The sequence below is a fragment of the Bordetella sputigena genome (assembly GCF_965137885.1).
Lineage (GTDB): Bacteria > Pseudomonadota > Gammaproteobacteria > Burkholderiales > Burkholderiaceae_B > Bordetella_C > Bordetella_C sputigena.
Genome location: NZ_CBCSCA010000003.1, coordinates 1 through 18,691, shown reverse-complemented (window position 1 = coordinate 18,691; position 18,691 = coordinate 1). Strand labels below are relative to the sequence as shown.

Here is an 18,691-nt window from a genome sequence, read left to right as displayed (position 1 = left end):
TCCTCCAGCTTTGGTCAAATCCCCGGCAGCATAAATGCCCGAGGCGCCGAACAGGTGCCGCCCGACCGGGGACGCCGAGGATCCGGCTCCGCCGGTCCTCCAGCGTCGCCCCCTTGAGGGGGAAGCGCGCAGCGCTTCGGAGGTGAAGCCCAATTCAGGACGCCGAGGATCCGGCTCCGCCGGTCCTCCAGCGTCGCCCCCTTGAGGGGGAAGCGCGCAGCGCTTCGGGGGTGAAGCCCAATTCAGGACGCCGAGGATCCGGCTCCGCCGGTCCTCCAGCGTCGCCCCCCTTGAGGGGGGAAGCGCGAAGCGCTTCGGGGGGTGGGTAAATATGACTGTCACTATCTTGTCATTTTCGGCTCTTAAGATGCGGGCCATGACGACAAAGCGGCCTGGCCAGCTCGGCTTGCACCGCGGTCATTCACCCACAGACGATAAGGAAACCACAATGCGTGTGTTCAAGCAGATCTCCCTGGGCATCGCCCTGAGCGCTGCGGTTTTTGCCGTGCAGGCCGCCGACATCACCGGTGCCGGCGCCTCGTTCCCGTACCCGGTCTACGCCAAGTGGGCGTCGGACTACAAGGCGGCCACGGGCACCGCGGTGAACTACCAATCCATCGGCTCGGGCGGCGGCCAGCAGCAGATCATCGCCAAGACCGTGGACTTCGGCGCGTCGGACGATCCGATGAGCGGCGCGGACCTGGATAAGAACGGCCTGCTGCAATTCCCGGCCGTGATCGGCGGCACGGTCGCCGTGGTCAACATCGACGGCATCCAGGCCGGCCAACTGAAGCTGTCCGGCCCCGTGCTGGCCGACATCTTCCAGGGCAAGATCAAGAAGTGGAACGACGCCCAGATCACGGCGATGAACCCCGACCTGAAGCTGCCGTCGGCCGACATCATCGTGGTGCACCGCTCGGACGGTTCGGGCACGACCTTCGGCTGGACCAACTACCTGTCCAAGGTTTCCGCCGACTGGAAGGCGCAAGTCGGTGAAGGCAAGGCCGTCAAGTGGCCGGTGGGCCAGGGCGGCAAGGGCAACGAAGGCGTGTCCGCCTACGTGGGCCAGCTGAAGAACTCCATCGGCTACGTCGAATACGCCTACGCCAAGCAGAACAAGCTGGCCTGGACGCAGCTGAAGAACGAAGCCGGCAAGTTCGTGCAGCCGGAGCAGGCCGCCTTCGCCGCCGCGGCCGCCAACGCCGACTGGAAGAGCGCGCCCGGCATGGGCGTGGTGCTGACCAACGAGCCGGGCGACAAGTCCTGGCCCGTGACCTCGGCCACCTTCATCCTGGTCCACAAGGTCCAGGACAAGCCCGCCCAGGGCGAGGCCGTGCTGAAGTTCTTCGACTGGGCCTTCAAGAACGGCCAGCAGTCCGCCGCCGCGCTGGACTACGTGCCGCTGCCCGACGCCGTGACGACGCAGATCCGCGCTTCCTGGAGCCAGATCAAGGCCGCCGACGGCAAGGCTGTCTGGAAGTAAAGCTGTTCCCCGCAAGGCCCGGGTACTGTCGCCCGGGCCTTTCTCTACCCCAAGGAAAGCCCATCCATGAGCGCGGTAGTGGATAATAATGTGCCGATTCCGCACGATGCGGACGTCCCCGCACTTCACGGCACACCCTCCCCAATGAAGCAAAACAACAACGCGCTGATGGATGCGCTGTTCAAGAATCTGACGCGTCTGTTCGCCTTCCTGGTGTTCAGCCTGCTGGCCGCGGTACTGGTTTCGCTGATCTACGGCAGCCGCGAAACACTGGCCGAATATGGCCTGTCGTTTCTCTTCACCAACGACTGGGATCCGGTCAAGCGCAACTTCGGCGCTGTCGTGCCCATCTACGGCACGCTGGCGACGTCCATCATCGCGCTGCTGATCGCCGTGCCGGTGTCCTTCGGCATCGCCATCTTCCTGACCGAGCTCTCGCCCACCTGGCTGCGCCGTCCGCTGGGTACGGCCATCGAGATGCTGGCGGCGATTCCGTCCATTATCTACGGCATGTGGGGCCTGTTCGTCTTCGTGCCGGTGTTCCAGCAGTACGTGCAACCCACGCTGATCGACGTGCTGGGCAGCATCCCGCTGATCGGCGGCTGGTTTGCCGGGCCGCCCTTCGGCATCGGCATCTTCACCGCCGGGCTGATCCTGTCCATCATGATCATTCCCTTCATCACGGCCGTAATGCGCGACGTATTCGAGCTGGTGCCGCCGATGCTGAAGGAATCCGCCTACGGCCTGGGCAGCACCACCTGGGAAGTCATGTGGAGGGTCGTCCTGCCCTTCACCAAGTCGGGCGTCATCGGCGGCATCATGCTGGGGCTGGGCCGGGCGCTGGGGGAAACCATGGCGGTGACCTTCGTCATCGGCAACTCGTTCTCGCTCAGCGGTTCGCTGTTCTCGCCGGGCAACTCCATCGCATCCGCGCTGGCCAACGAGTTCAATGAGGCGGGCGGCATGCAGAAATCCGCCCTGCTGGAATTGGGCCTGGTGCTGTTCATCATCACCACCATCGTCCTCGCGCTGTCGAAGCTGCTACTGGTTCGGCTGTCGCTGCAGGAAGGCAAGAAAAACTGAGGCGCCGGAAATCGTCATGGCCGTATCCGTCATCAATATGCAGAACGCCATCTACCGGCGCCGCAGTGTCGTCAACAAGGTCATGCTGACCTTGTCGATGGCGGCGCTGGTGTTCGGGCTGTTCTGGCTGTTCTGGATCATCGTCACCCTGCTGCTGAAAGGCGGCGCCGCGATCTCGTTCACGCTGTTCACCGAAATCACGCCGCCCCCGGGGCAGGCCGGCGGGCTGATCAATGCGATCACCGGCAGCCTGCTGATGGTCGGGGTGGGCACGCTGATCGGCACGCCGGTGGGCATCCTGGCCGGCACCTACCTGGCCGAGTACGGCCGCAGCGGCTGGCTGGCGCCCGCCACGCGCTTCCTGAACGACGTGCTGCTATCCGCGCCGTCCATCATCATCGGCTTGTTCATCTACGCCGTGTATGTCGCCCAGGTAGGCCATTATTCGGGCTGGGCGGGATCGCTGGCGCTGGCCATCCTGGTGGTGCCCGTCGTGGTCCGCACCACGGACAACATGCTGCTGCTGGTGCCCAACGGCTTGCGCGAAGCCACTGCCGCGCTGGGCTGCCCCAAGTGGCGCATGATCACCATGGTCTGCTACCGCGCCGCCCGCTCGGGCATCATGACCGGCGTACTGCTGGCCATCGCCCGCATCTCCGGCGAAACCGCGCCGCTGCTGTTCACCGCGCTGTCCAACCAGTTCCTGTCCCTGAACATGAACGCGCCCATGGCCAACCTGCCGGTAGTGATCTACCAGTTCGCGGCCAGCCCCTTCAAGGAGTGGAACAACCTGGCCTGGGCCGGCGCCGGCCTGATAACGCTGGTCGTCCTGGCGATCAATATCGTCGCCCGCAACATGTTCCGCAAGTCCTGACCCGACCGACCTGATCCGCCGCTCGCGCCACAGGCGCGGCCTTGGGAAACGATATGGAAAACACCGCACAATCCACCGCCTCGAAGCTCGAGGTCAAGAACCTGAACTTCTACTACGGCAAGTTCCACGCGATCCGCAACGTGAACATGTCCATCCGGGAAAAGAAGGTCACCGCCTTCATCGGTCCGTCGGGCTGCGGCAAGTCGACACTGCTGCGTACGTTCAACCGCATGTTCGAGCTGTATCCCGGCCAGCGCGCGGAAGGCGAGATCCTGCTGGATGGCGAGAACCTGCTGACCACCAAAACGGATATCTCGCTGATCCGAGCCAAGGTCGGCATGGTGTTCCAGAAGCCGACGCCGTTTCCCATGAGCATCTACGACAACATCGCCTTCGGCGTGCGGCTGTTCGAGCGCCTGAGCAAGGGCGAGATGGACGAGCGCGTGGAATGGGCGCTGACCAAGGCCGCGCTCTGGAACGAGGTCAAGGACAAGATCCATCAAAGCGGCAATAGCCTGTCGGGCGGTCAGCAGCAGCGCCTGTGCATCGCGCGCGGCGTCGCCATCAAGCCTGAAGTGCTGCTGCTCGACGAACCGTGCTCGGCGCTGGATCCGATCTCCACCGCCAAGATCGAGGAACTGATCGCCGAACTCAAGAACGAGTACACGGTGGTCATCGTGACGCACAACATGCAGCAGGCGGCGCGCTGCTCGGATTACACTGCCTACATGTACCTGGGTGAACTGATGGAGTTCGGCGATACCGACCAGATCTTCGTCAAGCCGCGCCGCAAGGAAACGGAAGACTACATCACGGGCCGCTTCGGCTAGGCCGGGCGCTCGCCGGTGATCGGCGTGCACCGGACTTCCGCCAGGTAAAGCACCATGGACTTGCTCTGGGTTTTTTCGGCGTTGTCGGCGAACTGGCGCGCCACCGCGATGACGTCGGCGCGCTTGACGCCGGTGATGGTTTCCTGCCGGGCGGGCGTGTAGGGCACGTCTTCGTAGCTGCCGGCGACATTGGGGCCGCCCAGGCCTTGATCCAGGCCGTAATTGGCGATGAACAGGTCGTACACGGTGGCGACCAGCATGTCTTCTGGTCCCAGCGAACGCCCACGGAACCCACGGGCACCGCCGGCGCGCCCGTGGCGTCGTCGATGACCACGGTTTTCCACTCGGCATTGCTGGACTGGCCCAGCGCATCCGGGAAATCGGATGTGCGCACCAGCCCGTCCGGCACGAGTCCGCCTTCATGCGGTACCAGGCGCACCAGACAGGGCATATCGGTGTACCGCCGGCAGTAATCGATGAAGTTGGTAACCGCGACGAGCCGACTCGTCCTCGACGATGGACTGCCAGGTTTCCACCGGCCCCATGGCGCGGCGCCGTTTTGATTTTTGCCAGGCGCCTGCGCCCCTGTGCCACCCTGGGCTACCGTCCCAAATTTGGTTTGCCGCTATACAATCCGCACACATTGCGCGGCGGCGGATTTGCCCGGCGCGGGCAGCCCACGGAAATCGCGCGTGGTTGACAGGGGACAGGAGTTTCAGGAATGCGCTGGCGCTACGAAGACATAGGAAAACGGGTCAAGGCCTTTCGCATGGCGTCGGGGCTGAGCGCCGACGAAGTGGCGCAGAAGATCGGTATTTCGCGTACGGCGCTTTACCGTGTCGAAAAGGGCGAGATCGCCAAGGTGGACACGCTGGAGCGCCTGTCCGACCTGCTGGATGTTTCCATGCCGACGCTGCTGGGGGTGGGAATCGAATACATGGCCTCGGCCGTGAGCTACTTCGAGCGTACCCGGCAGTTGGAGGAAAGCGCGGACCAGATCATCGTGCTGGCGGGTCCGGTGTCATTCCTGCTGGCCTCCGACGAGTTCGACGGCAATCTGGAGCAGGTGCTGCGCGAGAGCGTTCCGGAAGACGCGCCGCGCCGCAAGCGCACGCTGGCCGATATCGACCTGATCATGGAAATCCTGCGCGAGCGCAAGCGCACCTATATGCGCCGGCGTCCCAGCATCGTCAACCTGATTTCCGCGGAACAGATCACGCGTTTCCTGAACGGCGGGCTGCTGGGCCGCAATGATCTGCCCGAGAAAACCTTGCGCGACCGCCATGCGGCCACCCGCGCGGAGATCGAACATCTGGCCGGTTTGATCGAGGCCGACAACCTGGGCGTGCAGATCGGCATCGTGACGGACACCTTGCCGATGAACGGCTTCCAGATATTCCGCCAGGCGGAGCGCAGTACGCTTACCATCAGCCCCTTCCGCCTGGGCGCGCAGCCGAATATCCGGGTGGGCGTGGCCATGCTGACCTCCGCGCCGGAAGCGCTGAAGCTGCACGACCAGATCGTCAAGGATGCCTGGAAGACCGCGTTGAAGGGACCGGCCGCCGTGGATTATCTGCGCGCCTTGCTGGATGCGGATCCGGCCGCGCAGGGTGGGGCGGCGAAGGATGGAGGTGCTGGCGCGGCGCCGAAAGCCGCGCGCCGCGGCAAGTCCGCCGCCACGTCGGAATAATCCGGCCTCGCGCATTTCCGGCGGCGCGTGGAGATCGAGCGCCGCCGTGTTCCCTATCCCCAGGCGTTATGCGCCGACGAGCTCCAGGTCCGGCGACTCGACCGTCATGCGTCGGGCAGTGCCAGCGCCGGTGACATCACCGCCGTCCAGTGCGACCAGCAGCGCTTGATGGGATCGGGCCGCAGCGTGCCGGCCAGATTCTGCTCCTGCTCGCTGAGTACCTGCACCGGCCCCAATGCCGCCGCGCGTATCTGGCTGGCCGCGTCGGCGCAGCCATGTACCGTGCGGAAGACGCATTCATGCAGATCGCGTCCCGCGACTGTCGCGCCATGGCGGCGCATCAATACGGTCCACCATGGGCCTAGCGCGCGTGCCAGCGAATCGCCTTCGACCTGTGTGACGACCAGCAGGCGCGTATCGCCGAACTCGTCGCGGCTATCCCAGTAGGGCACCTGGGCGCCCATGGCGGCGCCCGTCTGGCAGCTGGGCTTTAGCGGCGCGCCCGTTTGCGCGAAGGGCATGATGGCCGGCGAATGATGATGGCAGATCGCGCCGACATCGGGGCGGGCGCGGAAGATCGCGCTGTGGATGATGCGCTCCGAGAACAGCCCCGCCGACGTCGGCTCGACCGGCTCCGCGTTCATGTCGTATTCGATGATGTCGTCGGGCGTGACCCGGCTGGGCGCGCCAGCGACGGGCAGCAGGAAGCGGTCGGGACGGTCGGGATGGCGCACGCTGACATGGCCGAATGCGTCCATGGCGCCTTGGTCCACCAGCAGGCGATGCGCCAATGCCAGGTCGCGTTTCAGGGATTTCAGATCGGTAGTCATGTCGGGTCGCTCCTGCCGGGAAAATACCACATTTGGTACTTGTTCCGTATTTAGAACTAACCCTGGCGCGGTGGATGGGCCCGGCTTTGGCAAGGTGCCGGCGCCGAAATGGTGCGGATATCTCGGGTACAATGCAGGCCCGTTCGAAACCCGGACGGCCGTCGGGGCGTAGCGCAGCCTGGTAGCGCATCTGCTTTGGGAGCAGAGGGTCGCGAGTTCGAATCCCGCCGCCCCGACCAATTAAATCAAGGGTTAGCTTACTTCTGGCCGCCGTTCCGCTACGAATGGTGGCGGTGTTGACGACATCTACGAAGTCACACGCCAGCTACTGAAGTGGCCGAATAGCGCATCAATATTGATGGAGCGGCGAGACGACGTTTATATTCGGTCGCCGACCCTCCAGCAGCTGCGCCAGATTCTCGTTTAGCGATTGCAGCGTCTTCTCGATATATCCGAGCGGCTCATCGCAGGAGACGTGTGGCGTGATCACCAGATTGGGACAGTTCCACAACGGGCTGGAGGCTGGAAGTGGCTCTTCATCAAAGACATCCAGCACCGCGCCGCTTAAATGATTCTCTCGCAACGCGTTGATGAGCGCTGTCGTGTCAAGGACTGCACCTCTTGCCATATTGATTAGCCCGCCGCCACGTGGAATGGACTTGATGACTTCATCACTTATCAAGCCCCGTGTGGCGTCGGTAAGGGGGCAGGTGAGCACAACGTAGTTGGCGTCCGAGACAGCATCCTTTAGATTGCTGGTCGGGACGACCCTCGCCGCATGGGAAGCAGGTTTCCCGGAGCGAGTCACCGCCGTCACATCCATCCCCAGCGTTTGCGCGGCGCGGGCAACCGCGGTACCGAGATTGCCAAGCCCAACGATGGTGACTCGTTGGCCCATAGTCATGGGCGTAAGTACGGGCGCCCAGCGGTGATGCCGTTGCGCGTCAGCCAAGAGCGGAAATTTCGACGACAGCATTAGCAGCGTCATCAAGGCATATTGCTCAGCCTTGCCGGCATGCACTCCGCGGCTGTTGGTGAAGACGGCGCCATCAGGCAGCCAGTCGAGCGGCAGGTATTTCTCGACACCGGCGCTGGTGACGTGTAGAAGCTTCAACTTCCGTGCGTGGCGCTGTATCAAGGCCGGATCGAATCCTGAACCCACGCACACGTCGGCGACGCCCAAGGCGGCGAGATCCACGTTCGACTTGTCGTGGAACGTAGCGTGGACCTTCTCCGCAGGCAAATGAACGGTGGAACGCCACCGTTCTGGCGTGATCTGGTACGCCTCTCCCCGCTCTTTCTGATTTTGAACGTAGACGCGCAGCATGCTCAGGCCGGCCTCAGTGACGGACACCGACGTGCCCCAGGAAGTTGATCAGTCGTTGCGTCTTGGGGCCTCCGAAGAGTGCCTCCGGGGTACCTTCCTCCACGATCTCGCCCTGATCCATGAAGATGACACGGTCGGCAACGCTGCGAGCAAAACCCATTTCGTGGGTGACACACATCATCGTCATGCCGGTTTTGGCGAGCTCAGTCATAGTGTCCAGAACCTCTTGCACCATTTCGGGGTCTAGGGCCGAAGTCGGTTCGTCGAAGAGCAGAATCTCCGGCTGCATGCAGAGTGCGCGCGCGATGGCCACACGCTGCTGCTGGCCGCCCGAGAGTTGCGCGGGGTACTTCAATGCTTGGTTGCCGATGTGCACGCGATCTAAGTAGGATTTCGCGCGCGCCTCGGCTTCCTTGCGCGAGAGACCCAGGCTATGCATCGGCGCTAGCATGCAGTTCTCTTGGATCGTCAAATGCGGAAAGAGGTTGAACTGCTGGAACACCATGCCAATGCGAGAGCGGATCCTGGAAACGCTGGTGTCGTTCAGTTCTTCGTCGCCGATCTCAATCTTTCCCTTCTCATGTCTTTCCAGTCGGTTGATGCAGCGGATCAGCGTGGACTTCCCCGAGCCGGATGGGCCGCAGATAACCACCCTCTCGCCTTTCGCAACCTGCAGATCGATGTCCTTGAGGACGTGGTGAGCGCCATACCATTTGTTCAGCTTTTGCGCCCGGATAAGGGTAGGATTAATCATTGCAAAAGATCCTGTGATAGGACGAGCGCACGCGCGCCGTTTTTGTTGCTGTGAATCGGATTCGATCGGTGCGAAGACGATGGGCCGAGCGGCCCGAAAGCCGCCCGACCGTACGGCGAGCTTAGGCGTAGAGTCCGCGACGGCCGCGGTTGAAATGCCGTTCGACCTGCCGTTGGATTTGCGTGTAGACGAAAGCGATCGCGACGTACCAAAGCGCAATGACGCAGAGGACTTCGAAATACTTGAAATTCTGGCTATAGATGTTCACGGCCGTGCCGAAAACCTCAGGAATGGCGATCGTGAACAGCAACGTGGTGTTCTTGATCATATTGATCACTTCGTTGCCCGTAGGCGGGATGGCAACGCGCACGGCCTGCGGCAGGATGACCTTGCGCATCATCGTCCAGTACTTGAGGTTCAAAGCCTGGGACGCCTCACGCTGTCCGCGGTCGACCGATTGGATGCCGGATCGGACGATTTCGGTCATGTAAGCCCCTTCATTGACACCCAGCGCTAGGATGCCGGCAGTAATGGCGGGCAAGTTGATGGCGCCACCGGTCAGTGCCGCCAATCCGTTGTACCAGAACACGATCTGGACAAGCACAGGAATGCCACGGTAGAACGTTACGTAGGCCCGAATGAACGGATGTATCTTAGGCAGCGGCGAGGTCAGGATGATCCCTCCTGCAGTTCCAATCAAAATACCCAGAATCATGGAAACGACGGTGATCCACACCACCATCCAGACCGCGCCGAAGAACCGCGTCGAGAAAAGCAGCCCAAAAAAGTACGCCAAATCGAAATGCATGTATCGCTCCGCCGTGCGCTCTTCTTAGTCGTTGACTTTTCGCAAATCGCCTTCTTGTAGACTCCACTTGGCAAGCATCGCGTCGTACGCGCCGCTTTGCACGACGCGCTTGAATGCTGCCTCCACTGCGGCGACGTTGGCGGTTTCACCCTTGCGGAATACGATGCCGATGCGGTTGCGCTGCGTGTTCGGCCCCTTCCCGCTCAGGATGGGGCTGGCGATGGCGAAGTCCTTCGGGCGCTGGGCAACGGCGTAGGTCGCAACGGCCCAGTCCACAAAGGCCGCATTCGCAGATCCTCGCGCCACTTCGTTCATGGCTTCCGCTTGGCCACCGAACGGCCGAAGCGTCATCGGCTTGTTCGCGGGACACGAGTCCTTCACGCGCTCGAGTGCCGCCATTTGCGTCGAACCGCCCATGATGGCCGTGGTGTACCCGCAGGTGTCCGATTCGGTGTTGAAGTACAGCTTGGAGTTCGCCTGAGTGATGAGTCGCACACCGCCAACGAAAACGGTGACGAAATCGAACGACTGCTTGCGCACGTCAGTGATCCCGACCTGCGAGTGAATCACATCAATCTTCTTCGCGATCAGCGCGGGGAACAGGCCAGCGAACGCCATGTTCACGAACTTGGGCTTCAGGCACATGGCCTGTGCGATGGCGGTCATCAGCTCCGGGTCGAGACCCGCGGCCGCGTCGTCCTTCATGAAGGCCGTCGGCGGCGCGGCGAGCGAGATGCCGACCGTCAGCGTGCCGGGTTCGATAAGGTTGGGCGGGGCCGGAAGACAGTTGGAGCCCTGAGCGAACGCGCCTTGCGCGGCGAGAAGGAGCAAAGCGCCGATCGCGCTCAGAACACGAAAATGCCATTTCATGGAACACCTCTTGTGAGTTTGGAACAGGGGATGTAGGTGCGCCTGCGTGCGCTCGCATCCGCACCCGGTAGGCACTTCAACGCACGGTTTTCCAGAGGTGGTCCTTTAGCCGCGTCTTGTCGAGCGTGACGCCAAGGCCGACCTCATCGGAAACTTCCAGGTAGCCGTCTTTCATGCGGGGTTCGAACGGCCTGGTCAGCACCTCGACGTAGCCGGGATGATCCGAGAAGTACGGGTACAACTCAACGTTCAGCAGATTCGAAAGGCAGCCTGCCAGCGCGACGTTTGCCGCAGTCGACAGCGTGCTTGCGCAGTTGTGAGGCGCGATGCGCATATTGGCCGCCTCAGCCATCGCGGCAATCTTCTTGGTTTCGAAGAGGCCACCGGTGTTGCCGATGTCCGGTTGTACGATGTCCACGGCCTGTTCTGCGATCAGGCGATGGAAGCCGCGCGAGGTGTAGACGCGTTCGCCAGCCGCCACCGGAATGTTGACGCGGTCTGAGACTTTCTTCAGCGCCTCTTCATGGAAGGGATCGACGGGCTCTTCAATCCAGGTGATGTCGAACTCTTCGTACCGGCGTGCGAGACGGATTATTTCATCCGTGGTCAGCCCACCGCTCAGGTCGAGCATGATCTCGACGTCGGGTCCGACCGCATTGCGAAGCTCTTTGACGCGGTCATAGGCGAGCTGCATGAACTCCTTGTCCAGTGCGCGGCGCGTCACGTGGCGCAGGGTTCCGCCGGGCAACTGCGTGGCCAAGGGGTAGCACTTCAATGCGCGAAAGCCGTCTTTCAAGGGGCGTTCGCTTGCGCGCGCCCAGTCCAGTGCGTTGTAGCAGTGATAGTTCCAACCGTTCGCGTAGACCGGGACACGGTTGTTGATCTTGCCGCCGAGGAATTCGTACAGAGGCAGGCCGTGAGCCTTGCCCTTGATGTCCCACAGAGCTTGTTCGATCGCACTGACGCCCGCGAATGAGATGGCGCCGCCACCTTTCGTCCAGAAGGACTGGTCGTAGAGAACGTGCCAGATCTCTTCGATGCGGGCGGGGTCTTTCCCAAGGACGTCGCGCGTGACCATTTCGTCCAGCATCGCCGCGGCGGCTGAGGCGCCTAGCCCGTAGGCAATGGCCGCTTCCCCGATGCCCGAAATTCCTGCGTCCGTTTCAAGCTCCAGGATCACGGGAGTGATCGGGCCGCCCTTGACCAGGTAGATGTTCGCGCTCGTGATTTTCATAACACCCCAAAGCAACAGTTGTAGAAGACAATTGATGATTGCTGACAATCGGCAGCTATCTTGCAGCTTGGGGCGTCTCTTATGAATAGGGGTTTACACCTGCAAAACGAGTCATCCGCGGCTATCAGGTGCTAAGTGCACCTAACTGGCGCGCGAAGTCGGTCCAGTGCACCAAATTGGGATTGCACGTGACGGAGCAGGCAATGCCCCCTCCCGATCTGATCTACGCCCGCTGCCGCGCGCTCAGGGCCGCAAAGCCATCCTCCAGGTCACGCTGCAGAAAGTCGAACGGTTCCAGTCCGATGTGAAGACGCAGCAACCAGTTCCCACGCTCCTCTTCGTCGAGCCAGGGAAATGTGTTGGCTCGAATCGGCGCGACGAGGCTGTGCGTTCCTCCCCAGCTGGCGCCGATTTTGAACATCTTGAAGCCTTCGACCATCTCGATCACGCTGCTATCCGCTGTCTTCTTCAGAATCACGCTCAGCAGGCCGTTTCCGCCGCTGAAGTACTGAGAGAACCGATTGTGCTGGCTGTCTTCCGGGTGAGAAGGGCAGATTACTCGTGCGACCGTCGGTTGCTTCTTCAGCCAGTCGGCAACAGTCAGGGCACGTTTGGCGTGCTCCGCGACGCGGACGTCGAATGTTTGGAGGCCTCGCAGCACCAAGGATGCATCGTCCGAGGAAACGCCTTCCCCGAGCATGAACGAGGCCGTCTTGAGGCGCTCATACAGTTCGCGATCATTGACTGTGACAGACCCCATGCAGACGTCGGAATGGCCACTCGCGTACTTGGACAGCGCGTTGCAGACGATGTCGATTCCATGCTTGAAAGGCTTGGTCAGGCCCAGTCCCCAAGCATTGTCGATGGAGACCAGGGCTCCGTGCTCGTGAGCCTCGTGTGCAATCTTCTCCATGTCTTGGATCTCCATGGTGTACGAGCCTGGAGATTCCAGAATCACCAGTCGCGTCGAGGGCGTCAACCACGGCTGAATGGTCGTGGCATCTGCTGGAATGATCGTGTGCTGGATGCCAAGCCGCGACAGGAAAGTGTTGCAGAACTCGCGTGTGGTGCCGTATGCGTTCTGGGCGACCAGGATGTGATCGCCGCCCTTGAGTAGCGCCAACATGGGGAGGTTGACGGCCGACAGGCCGGAAGGCGTGGAAAGGCAGTACTTGCCGCCTTCGAGCTTCGCGATCTCCTCTTCCATGTACCTGACGGTGGGAGTGCCGTACAGGCCATAGCTGAAGCCATCGAACAGCCTGCTACGGCGGTTGGTGAAATCTTCGACCGTGTTGAACTTGATGGTCGATGCCCGATGAATCGGCACAGCGAAGCCCATGAACTCGGGCATGCTCTTGAGGCGGTCATGCATGTCGGCGGGATAGAGCGCGGCTTTTTCCAAGGGTGATCCTTCCAAATCGGTCGAGTAAAAGGTACTGCCCGAGGGGGAGCTCCCCTTGGCCTGCACCTGCCTCCGTTCCAACTCTTCGAGCACAGGCTGACGCAGTGTCGAACGGAGGCGTCGCAAAGTAATAAAGGCGGTTGGTGCGCGTGTTACATGCACCATAAAGATCAATTTTGTCAGCCGCGTTGTCGCGGAGTTGAACGTTCAGTTATCACATGGCATCGTTTGGTTATATGCTTGCCGACATCGCACAATCTGGGTGCTCCATGCGCGTCACTGAAATTGAAACCTTCAGGGCCATCCTTCAAGCAGGATCGGCGAGGAAGGCCGCAAGCCTGCTCGGCTTGTCGCAGGCCGGGGTGAGCAAGGCGATCCGGCGCCTTGAGGCCGAGGCGGGATTTCCACTGTTCCTGCGGCTCCGCGGACGGTTGCAGCCGACGCCGGAAGCCATGGCGCTTGCTCCCGATGTGGATCGGATGTACGTCGGGCTCAGTGCCATCGCTCATCGCATTAAGGCGCTCAGGGAGTTCGGTGTCGGCGCTCTACAGATCGCCAGTAATCCCGCCTTTGGCTCGGGACTTATTCCGCGCGCGTTGGCGCGCATGGCGCGGTCGAAAAACGAAGACCAGCGGCCGAACGTCTCTCTGCAGATCCTGAGCTCTCGGGATGTGCGGGAGCGTGTGGCTGCGGGCGAGTTCGACGTAGGCTTTTTTGCAGACGAGGTCGTTACTGACGGGCTGGAATGCACCGTCTTCGCCGAGCAGCCCGGTGTGGTCGTGATGCCGCAAAATCATGCGCTGGCACGTCACACGCTCATCCAGCCGCACCATCTGGCCGAAGTCCCCTTCTTGGCCATGAATCCGGAAGACTCGTCGCGCCGGCGGCTGGAGGAAAAGCTCAAGGAGCACGGCGTCCAGTTGAACATTGCCGTCCATACCCCTTACGCACTCAACGTCTGCGAACTGGCTCTGGCAGGGCTGGGTGTCGGTATCGTGAACCCGATCACCGCGCTTGATTACAGCACCAGAGGCCTGACGTTTCGCAAGCTATCGTTCGATGCAACGGTCATCTGCATCCAAGCGGTTCCCGCCGGACGACTGCTCTCGGGCACCGCCAAAGAATTCCTAGTGGCCCTTCGCACACAGTTGGCGGAAGAGGAGCAGCTCCTGCAGACGAAGCTCAAGGAGAAGTAGGGCGGCATGTGCGCCGCTCGTGCCTGATCGTCGATTCCCCATTTGGCCCGCGGGCACCCGGGCACGTTTTTCTTTGCTGATTGCTGACAATCTCGTACAATCTCGAACTCTACGGCTTCGAGTGGTACCCGTATGGCACTGACCGCGGTCAAAAAGCAATCTGCAGAACAGTTGGCGACGGAAGCTTTGCGGAAGCAAATCGTGTCCGGAGAAATCTTGCCGGGTACTCGAATCACCGAGGTCAGCCTTTCTGATCAGCTCAGTCTTTCGCGCGGGACGATCCGGATTGCGCTGTACCAGCTCGCGCAAGAGGGGCTGGTCAAGCAGACCCCGTTCACTGGTTGGGCTACCGCGTCCATAGAGACGGAAGATCTGTGGGAGCTGTACACGCTTCGAGCGGGGCTGGAGGGAACGGCGGCGCGCATTTTGTGTGAGCGCATGGACCATGAGCGTGAGCGGGTATTGACCTCGGCATTCACGAACCTCTTGACCGCATGCTCGGGAGGGAAATACCACATCATCGCGGATAAGGACTTCCTCCTGCACCGAACCATTGTGGACTTGGCCGGAAACAAGCGTCTTGCCGAGCACTATCGCTTGGTCGAGCAGCAGATCCGCATCTTTGTCGCGTCTACCTACAACTTCGTTGCCAAGCCGCAGGACGTTGTGAACCACCACCAACCATTCATTGACGCATTGGTGGCGCGAGATGCCAATCTTATTGAAAAGCTCTTGCGTGAGCATGCGATTGGGGAAGGGAGCAAGCTCTATCAGCATCTCTCGTCCGTAAGAGATGGGACGGACACACAGGCGCAGCGCTGACGATCCTAAGCCGCGCAGTCTTCAATTAGCAGTACAACGACGGGTCTTGCTCGCGGAATTGATGGGTGCCGGGATGCCGCATTCCACTACGCGAGGTCGTGTTCGAGATGCCCCGGATCTAGTGGGCCATTATGCTGGTTGGCGCAAGTTAGCCTTGCTTGCGCAACGCGTGCTGATCACATATCATCGTCCGGTCTGTTCGGGAGAGCCCTTTGTCGCAAGACATAAGGCGCCGAAGGAGCAACCGCCCCGGAAACTCTCAGGCAAAAGGACCGATCAGGCAATAGCACTCTGAAGAGCAGATGGTGTCGTCTACCATCACACCGCAGGAGCAAGCGTCCGTCTCGACGATGTGACGTGAATCTCTCAGGTTCCAAACAGAGGGGGCATGCAGCGCGCTGGCGCATGCATACCTCTCATTGACGTTTGGGCCTGGATCATGAAATCAATCGCAATCATTGGCGGTGGAATCACGGGAGTGACCACCGCGTACGCGCTCGCAAAGCGTGGCTTCGTTGTCTCCTTGTTCGAGAAGCATCGGTATGCAGCGATGGAGACCTCGTTCGCGAATGGAGGGCAGCTGTCTGCTTCCAACGCGGAGGTGTGGACGCACCCCTCAACCTTGCTCAAGGGGGTGAAATGGATGCTCAAGCCCGATGCGCCGCTGCTTGTCAATCCCAAACCCAGCTGGCACAAGTTGTCGTGGTTCGCTGAGTTCGTGGCAAATATTCCGCGCTACGAAAGCAACACCACGAAGACTGCTCGACTCGCCATCGCAGCCCGCGAGCAGCTATTCAACTGGGCGAGCGCCGAGGGCATCTCCTTCGATTTGGTGAAACGAGGCATTCTGCACATCTACCGCGATCGAAAAGGCTTCGATCATGCCGGGCGCGTTTCTGCGCTGCTTGCCGCGGGAGGCCTCGAGCGGCGCGCCGTGACGCCGCAAGAGATTCACGCCCTCGAGCCGACACTGGCGGGTCAGTACTACGGCGGGTACTACACCGAAAGCGATTCCACGGGTGACATCCACAAGTTCACAATCGGGATGGCTGCGGCCATCGAGCGTTTGGGGGTATCCACTTGGTACGGGACGAGTGTCAAACACGTCATGAGCGATGGGAATGAAGCAACGATCGTGTTTGAGCAAAACGGGGAAGAAGTCAAGGCCCGCTTCGACGCTGTGGTGATCGCAGCGGGAATCGCGAGCCGTGCCCTGGCCGCCCAATTAGGCGACCGCGTGAATATCTACCCGGTAAAAGGCTATTCGATCACCGTGAACTTGACGGATGAAGCCAGCCAGGCAGCTGCGCCGACCATCAGCCTGCTCGATGACGAAACTAAAATTGTCACCAGCAGACTTGGGGTCGACCGCTTCCGCATTGCAGGGACTGCTGAGTTCAACGGCGATAACAGAGACATCCGCGCGGACAGAATACGCCCACTGACTGATTGGGTCGCTCGATGCTTTCCGGGGGTCAGCACGCGGCAAGTCGTGCCTTGGGCGGGCCTGCGCCCCATGATGCCCGACATGATGCCGCGTGTTGGAAGAGGCAAGAAGCCCAACGTCTTCTACAACACCGGGCACGGCCACCTCGGTTGGACACTCTCCGCTGCGACGGCGGACCAAGTGGCACAGATTATTGGTAGCGCGGCCGCCCAGTTAAGCAGCGGCATTGCCAGCGTTTCTCCGCGCGCCACGGCCTGACCTTGTGATGCCGGGATGACCACCGAGGAGGGGCGGGCGGCAGGTCGGCTGGAGCGACCGAAGACCCGACCCCGGAGAATCCGCAAAGAGTCTGCGCCGGTGACTAGCACTGCGCGCACCAGCGGTTCCCTCGGTGGGGTTGCGGCGTTCAACAGCGTTACGTCTTGCCTCGGCTTTTTCGCTGACGCGATGCAACGAATTCATAGCCCATATTCTTGAATATTCACCATGCGTGTCAATGAAATCGAGATGTTCAGGGCTATTCTTCAATCGGGCTCGTCCAGAAAAGCCGCCAACCTGCTTGGCATCTCGCAACCGGCGGTCAGCAAATCGATCAAACGTCTCGAGGCTGAAGCGGGTTTCCCGCTTTTTCTCCGTCTTCGCGGCCGATTACAGCCTACGCCTGAGGCCCTGGCCTTGCTGCCCGATATCGACCGGATGTTCGTAGGCCTTAGCGCGATCGCTCATCGCATGAGGACGTTGAGGGAGTTTGGCGTCAGGACGTTGCAGATCGCATGCAATCCCGCGTTCGGCGCAGGCCTGATTCCACGGGCGCTCGCCAGGATGAGAGAGGGTAGGCAACCGATGGAGTGGCCAAGCGTTTCGCTGCAAATCCTGAGCTCCTGTCAGGTTCGGGAGCGCGTTGCTGCAGGCGAGTTCGACATCGGATTTTTCGCGGACGAAATTACGACGGAAGGCATCGAGACCACGGTATTTGCAGAACAACCGGGCGTCGTGGTCATGCCGGAAGCTCACCCGCTCGCTCGGCACAAGGTGATCCAACCCCACCAGTTGGCTGAGGTTCCTTTCATCGCGCTCAATCCCGAAGATTCGTCTCGGCTGCGGCTCGAGCGATTTCTCGAAGAGCACAATGTCCGCTTGAACATTCTGGTCCACGCACCCTATGCCTTTAGCGTGTGCGAGCTCGTCTTGGCTGGACTCGGCATCGGGGTGGTAAATCCGATCACTGCATTTGAGTACAGCAAGCGTGGGCTGACCTTTCGCAGGCTTTCAGTCGAAGCGATGGTGGTGTGTATCCAGGCGATTCCGGCAGGTCGGCTGCTTTCGAACACCGCGCGAGATTTTCTCTCCGTCCTGAGAACCCAGGTCACGCACGAAGAAAGCCAGATCGCCACGTACCTGGATCGTCAGTAAGTCGCGTCATTACCTGCCTGAACCGTGGTCGCGTCAACTTTTTCGTCGCTGCGTGCGCCAGAGCGCCCGTGCCGCGGTCCTGGCAGGTACCGAATTGACGACCCATGATGGTTCGTCTCAAGCGCGGCTTGGCTGCGTCATAGGCAGGTCTGCTTCGCCTGGCCTTCCGCACGCTTATCCGAGATCACGCGGCCGTCCTTGATGACGAGTTGCAAGGAGCGGATGTTGTTGATGTTGTCGAGAGGATTGTCCTTGAGAACGATCAGATCAGCGATTTTCCCGACTTCCACCGTGCCGCGTTCATGCCCGACGCCACAGAGCTCGGCCCCGCTGCGGGTGGCCGCCACCAGCGTCTGCCACGTGGTGGCTCCGGCGCGCGCCCAAAGGCCCATCTCCAGCAGTGCGCCGTCTTTGAGCGGGCGCAGATCCGAACCGAGAGCAACTTTGACACCGGCCTTCACCGCCTTCTGGAACCATGCCGAGTGTACGTCCGAGGCCGCTTCCGCCCGGCAGCACACCGCGTGCGTCCAACCGCGCCCTTCGGCGAAAGTCTTTTCCCACTGATTCTTGGCCTGCTTCGGCGTCAAATGGCTGATGGCCAGTGTCGGCACGAGCCAGGTGCCGTGCT

The 18,691-nt window shown here is 61.2% G+C and carries 17 protein-coding genes, 1 tRNA gene, 1 pseudogene and 1 riboswitch; of the genes and pseudogenes, 10 read left to right on the top strand and 9 right to left on the bottom strand.

The window, feature by feature from the left end; all coding sequences use genetic code 11:
- Positions 1-448 precede the first annotated feature (448 nt).
- The 4 genes from pstS (at position 449) to pstB (ending at position 4,270) form a co-directional block, all read left to right on the top strand.
- Positions 449-1,483, top strand: a complete 1,035-nt coding sequence (pstS, locus tag ACNA0R_RS06025) for a phosphate ABC transporter substrate-binding protein PstS (protein WP_415825052.1) — start codon at positions 449-451, stop codon at positions 1,481-1,483.
- A 66-nt stretch (positions 1,484-1,549) separates the two neighbouring features.
- Complete coding sequence (gene pstC / locus ACNA0R_RS06020) at positions 1,550-2,566, top strand: phosphate ABC transporter permease subunit PstC (RefSeq protein ID WP_415825051.1); 1,017 nt, start codon at positions 1,550-1,552, stop codon at positions 2,564-2,566.
- A 16-nt stretch (positions 2,567-2,582) separates the two neighbouring features.
- Positions 2,583-3,440 (top strand): phosphate ABC transporter permease PstA, encoded by an 858-nt coding sequence (gene pstA / locus ACNA0R_RS06015; RefSeq protein WP_415825050.1) that lies wholly within the window; start codon positions 2,583-2,585, stop codon positions 3,438-3,440.
- A gap of 53 nt (positions 3,441-3,493) precedes the next feature.
- Positions 3,494-4,270 carry a phosphate ABC transporter ATP-binding protein PstB gene (pstB, locus tag ACNA0R_RS06010; protein ID WP_415825049.1) on the top strand — a complete coding sequence of 259 codons (777 nt, stop codon included), beginning with the start codon at positions 3,494-3,496 and terminating at the stop codon, positions 4,268-4,270.
- Between the two features lie 47 nt (positions 4,271-4,317).
- On the opposite strand, the pseudogene narZ reads toward pstB, so the two are convergent.
- Positions 4,318-4,751 (bottom strand): annotated as a pseudogene (narZ, locus tag ACNA0R_RS06005) (nitrate reductase subunit alpha); the annotation flags it as partial.
- Between the two features lie 240 nt (positions 4,752-4,991).
- Between narZ and ACNA0R_RS06000 the strand changes: the two are divergent.
- Complete coding sequence (locus ACNA0R_RS06000) at positions 4,992-5,960, top strand: helix-turn-helix domain-containing protein (RefSeq protein ID WP_415825048.1); 969 nt, start codon at positions 4,992-4,994, stop codon at positions 5,958-5,960.
- A 104-nt stretch (positions 5,961-6,064) separates the two neighbouring features.
- On the opposite strand, the gene ACNA0R_RS05995 is transcribed toward ACNA0R_RS06000, so the two are convergent.
- Positions 6,065-6,790 carry a class II aldolase/adducin family protein gene (locus ACNA0R_RS05995; protein WP_415825047.1) on the bottom strand — a complete coding sequence of 242 codons (726 nt, stop codon included), beginning with the start codon at positions 6,788-6,790 and terminating at the stop codon, positions 6,065-6,067.
- A 162-nt stretch (positions 6,791-6,952) separates the two neighbouring features.
- Between ACNA0R_RS05995 and ACNA0R_RS05990 the strand changes: the two genes are divergently transcribed.
- Positions 6,953-7,029 (top strand) — tRNA-Pro (locus tag ACNA0R_RS05990).
- A gap of 110 nt (positions 7,030-7,139) precedes the next feature.
- On the opposite strand, the gene ACNA0R_RS05985 is transcribed toward ACNA0R_RS05990, so the two are convergent.
- From ACNA0R_RS05985 to ACNA0R_RS05960, 6 genes are all read right to left on the bottom strand, one after another.
- Complete coding sequence (locus tag ACNA0R_RS05985) at positions 7,140-8,117, bottom strand: D-2-hydroxyacid dehydrogenase (RefSeq protein ID WP_415825046.1); 978 nt, start codon at positions 8,115-8,117, stop codon at positions 7,140-7,142.
- A 13-nt stretch (positions 8,118-8,130) separates the two neighbouring features.
- On the bottom strand, positions 8,131-8,871 hold the full coding sequence (locus tag ACNA0R_RS05980) for an amino acid ABC transporter ATP-binding protein (RefSeq protein ID WP_415825045.1): 741 nt from the start codon (positions 8,869-8,871) through the stop codon (positions 8,131-8,133).
- A 121-nt stretch (positions 8,872-8,992) separates the two neighbouring features.
- Positions 8,993-9,679, bottom strand: coding sequence for an amino acid ABC transporter permease (locus tag ACNA0R_RS05975; protein ID WP_415825044.1), 687 nt, complete (start codon positions 9,677-9,679; stop codon positions 8,993-8,995).
- Between the two features lie 24 nt (positions 9,680-9,703).
- Positions 9,704-10,549, bottom strand: a complete 846-nt coding sequence (locus tag ACNA0R_RS05970) for a transporter substrate-binding domain-containing protein (RefSeq protein ID WP_415825043.1) — start codon at positions 10,547-10,549, stop codon at positions 9,704-9,706.
- Positions 10,550-10,625: 76 nt separating this feature from the next.
- Positions 10,626-11,783 carry a mandelate racemase/muconate lactonizing enzyme family protein gene (locus tag ACNA0R_RS05965; RefSeq protein ID WP_415825042.1) on the bottom strand — a complete coding sequence of 386 codons (1,158 nt, stop codon included), beginning with the start codon at positions 11,781-11,783 and terminating at the stop codon, positions 10,626-10,628.
- A gap of 223 nt (positions 11,784-12,006) precedes the next feature.
- The gene (locus ACNA0R_RS05960; RefSeq protein WP_415825041.1) at positions 12,007-13,185 is read right to left on the bottom strand and encodes a trans-sulfuration enzyme family protein; all 1,179 of its coding nucleotides are present in this window, start codon (positions 13,183-13,185) and stop codon (positions 12,007-12,009) included.
- 236 nt (positions 13,186-13,421) lie between these two features.
- On the opposite strand from ACNA0R_RS05960, the gene ACNA0R_RS05955 reads away from it, so the two are divergent.
- The 4 genes from ACNA0R_RS05955 (at position 13,422) to ACNA0R_RS05940 (ending at position 18,063) form a co-directional block, all read left to right on the top strand.
- Positions 13,422-14,381 carry a LysR substrate-binding domain-containing protein gene (locus tag ACNA0R_RS05955; RefSeq protein ID WP_415825040.1) on the top strand — a complete coding sequence of 320 codons (960 nt, stop codon included), beginning with the start codon at positions 13,422-13,424 and terminating at the stop codon, positions 14,379-14,381.
- 132 nt (positions 14,382-14,513) lie between these two features.
- A complete protein-coding gene (locus tag ACNA0R_RS05950) occupies positions 14,514-15,203 on the top strand; it encodes a GntR family transcriptional regulator (protein ID WP_415825038.1) in 690 nt (229 codons plus the stop codon).
- 190 nt (positions 15,204-15,393) lie between these two features.
- A riboswitch (glycine riboswitch) is annotated at positions 15,394-15,488 on the top strand.
- A 154-nt stretch (positions 15,489-15,642) separates the two neighbouring features.
- On the top strand, positions 15,643-16,908 hold the full coding sequence (locus tag ACNA0R_RS05945) for a D-amino acid dehydrogenase (RefSeq protein WP_415825037.1): 1,266 nt from the start codon (positions 15,643-15,645) through the stop codon (positions 16,906-16,908).
- A 228-nt stretch (positions 16,909-17,136) separates the two neighbouring features.
- On the top strand, positions 17,137-18,063 hold the full coding sequence (locus ACNA0R_RS05940) for a LysR substrate-binding domain-containing protein (RefSeq protein ID WP_415825036.1): 927 nt from the start codon (positions 17,137-17,139) through the stop codon (positions 18,061-18,063).
- 137 nt (positions 18,064-18,200) lie between these two features.
- Here ACNA0R_RS05940 and ACNA0R_RS05935 read toward each other — a convergent pair.
- The coding region (locus tag ACNA0R_RS05935) for an amidohydrolase family protein (RefSeq protein ID WP_415825035.1) at positions 18,201-18,691 on the bottom strand (491 nt) is incomplete at its 5' end.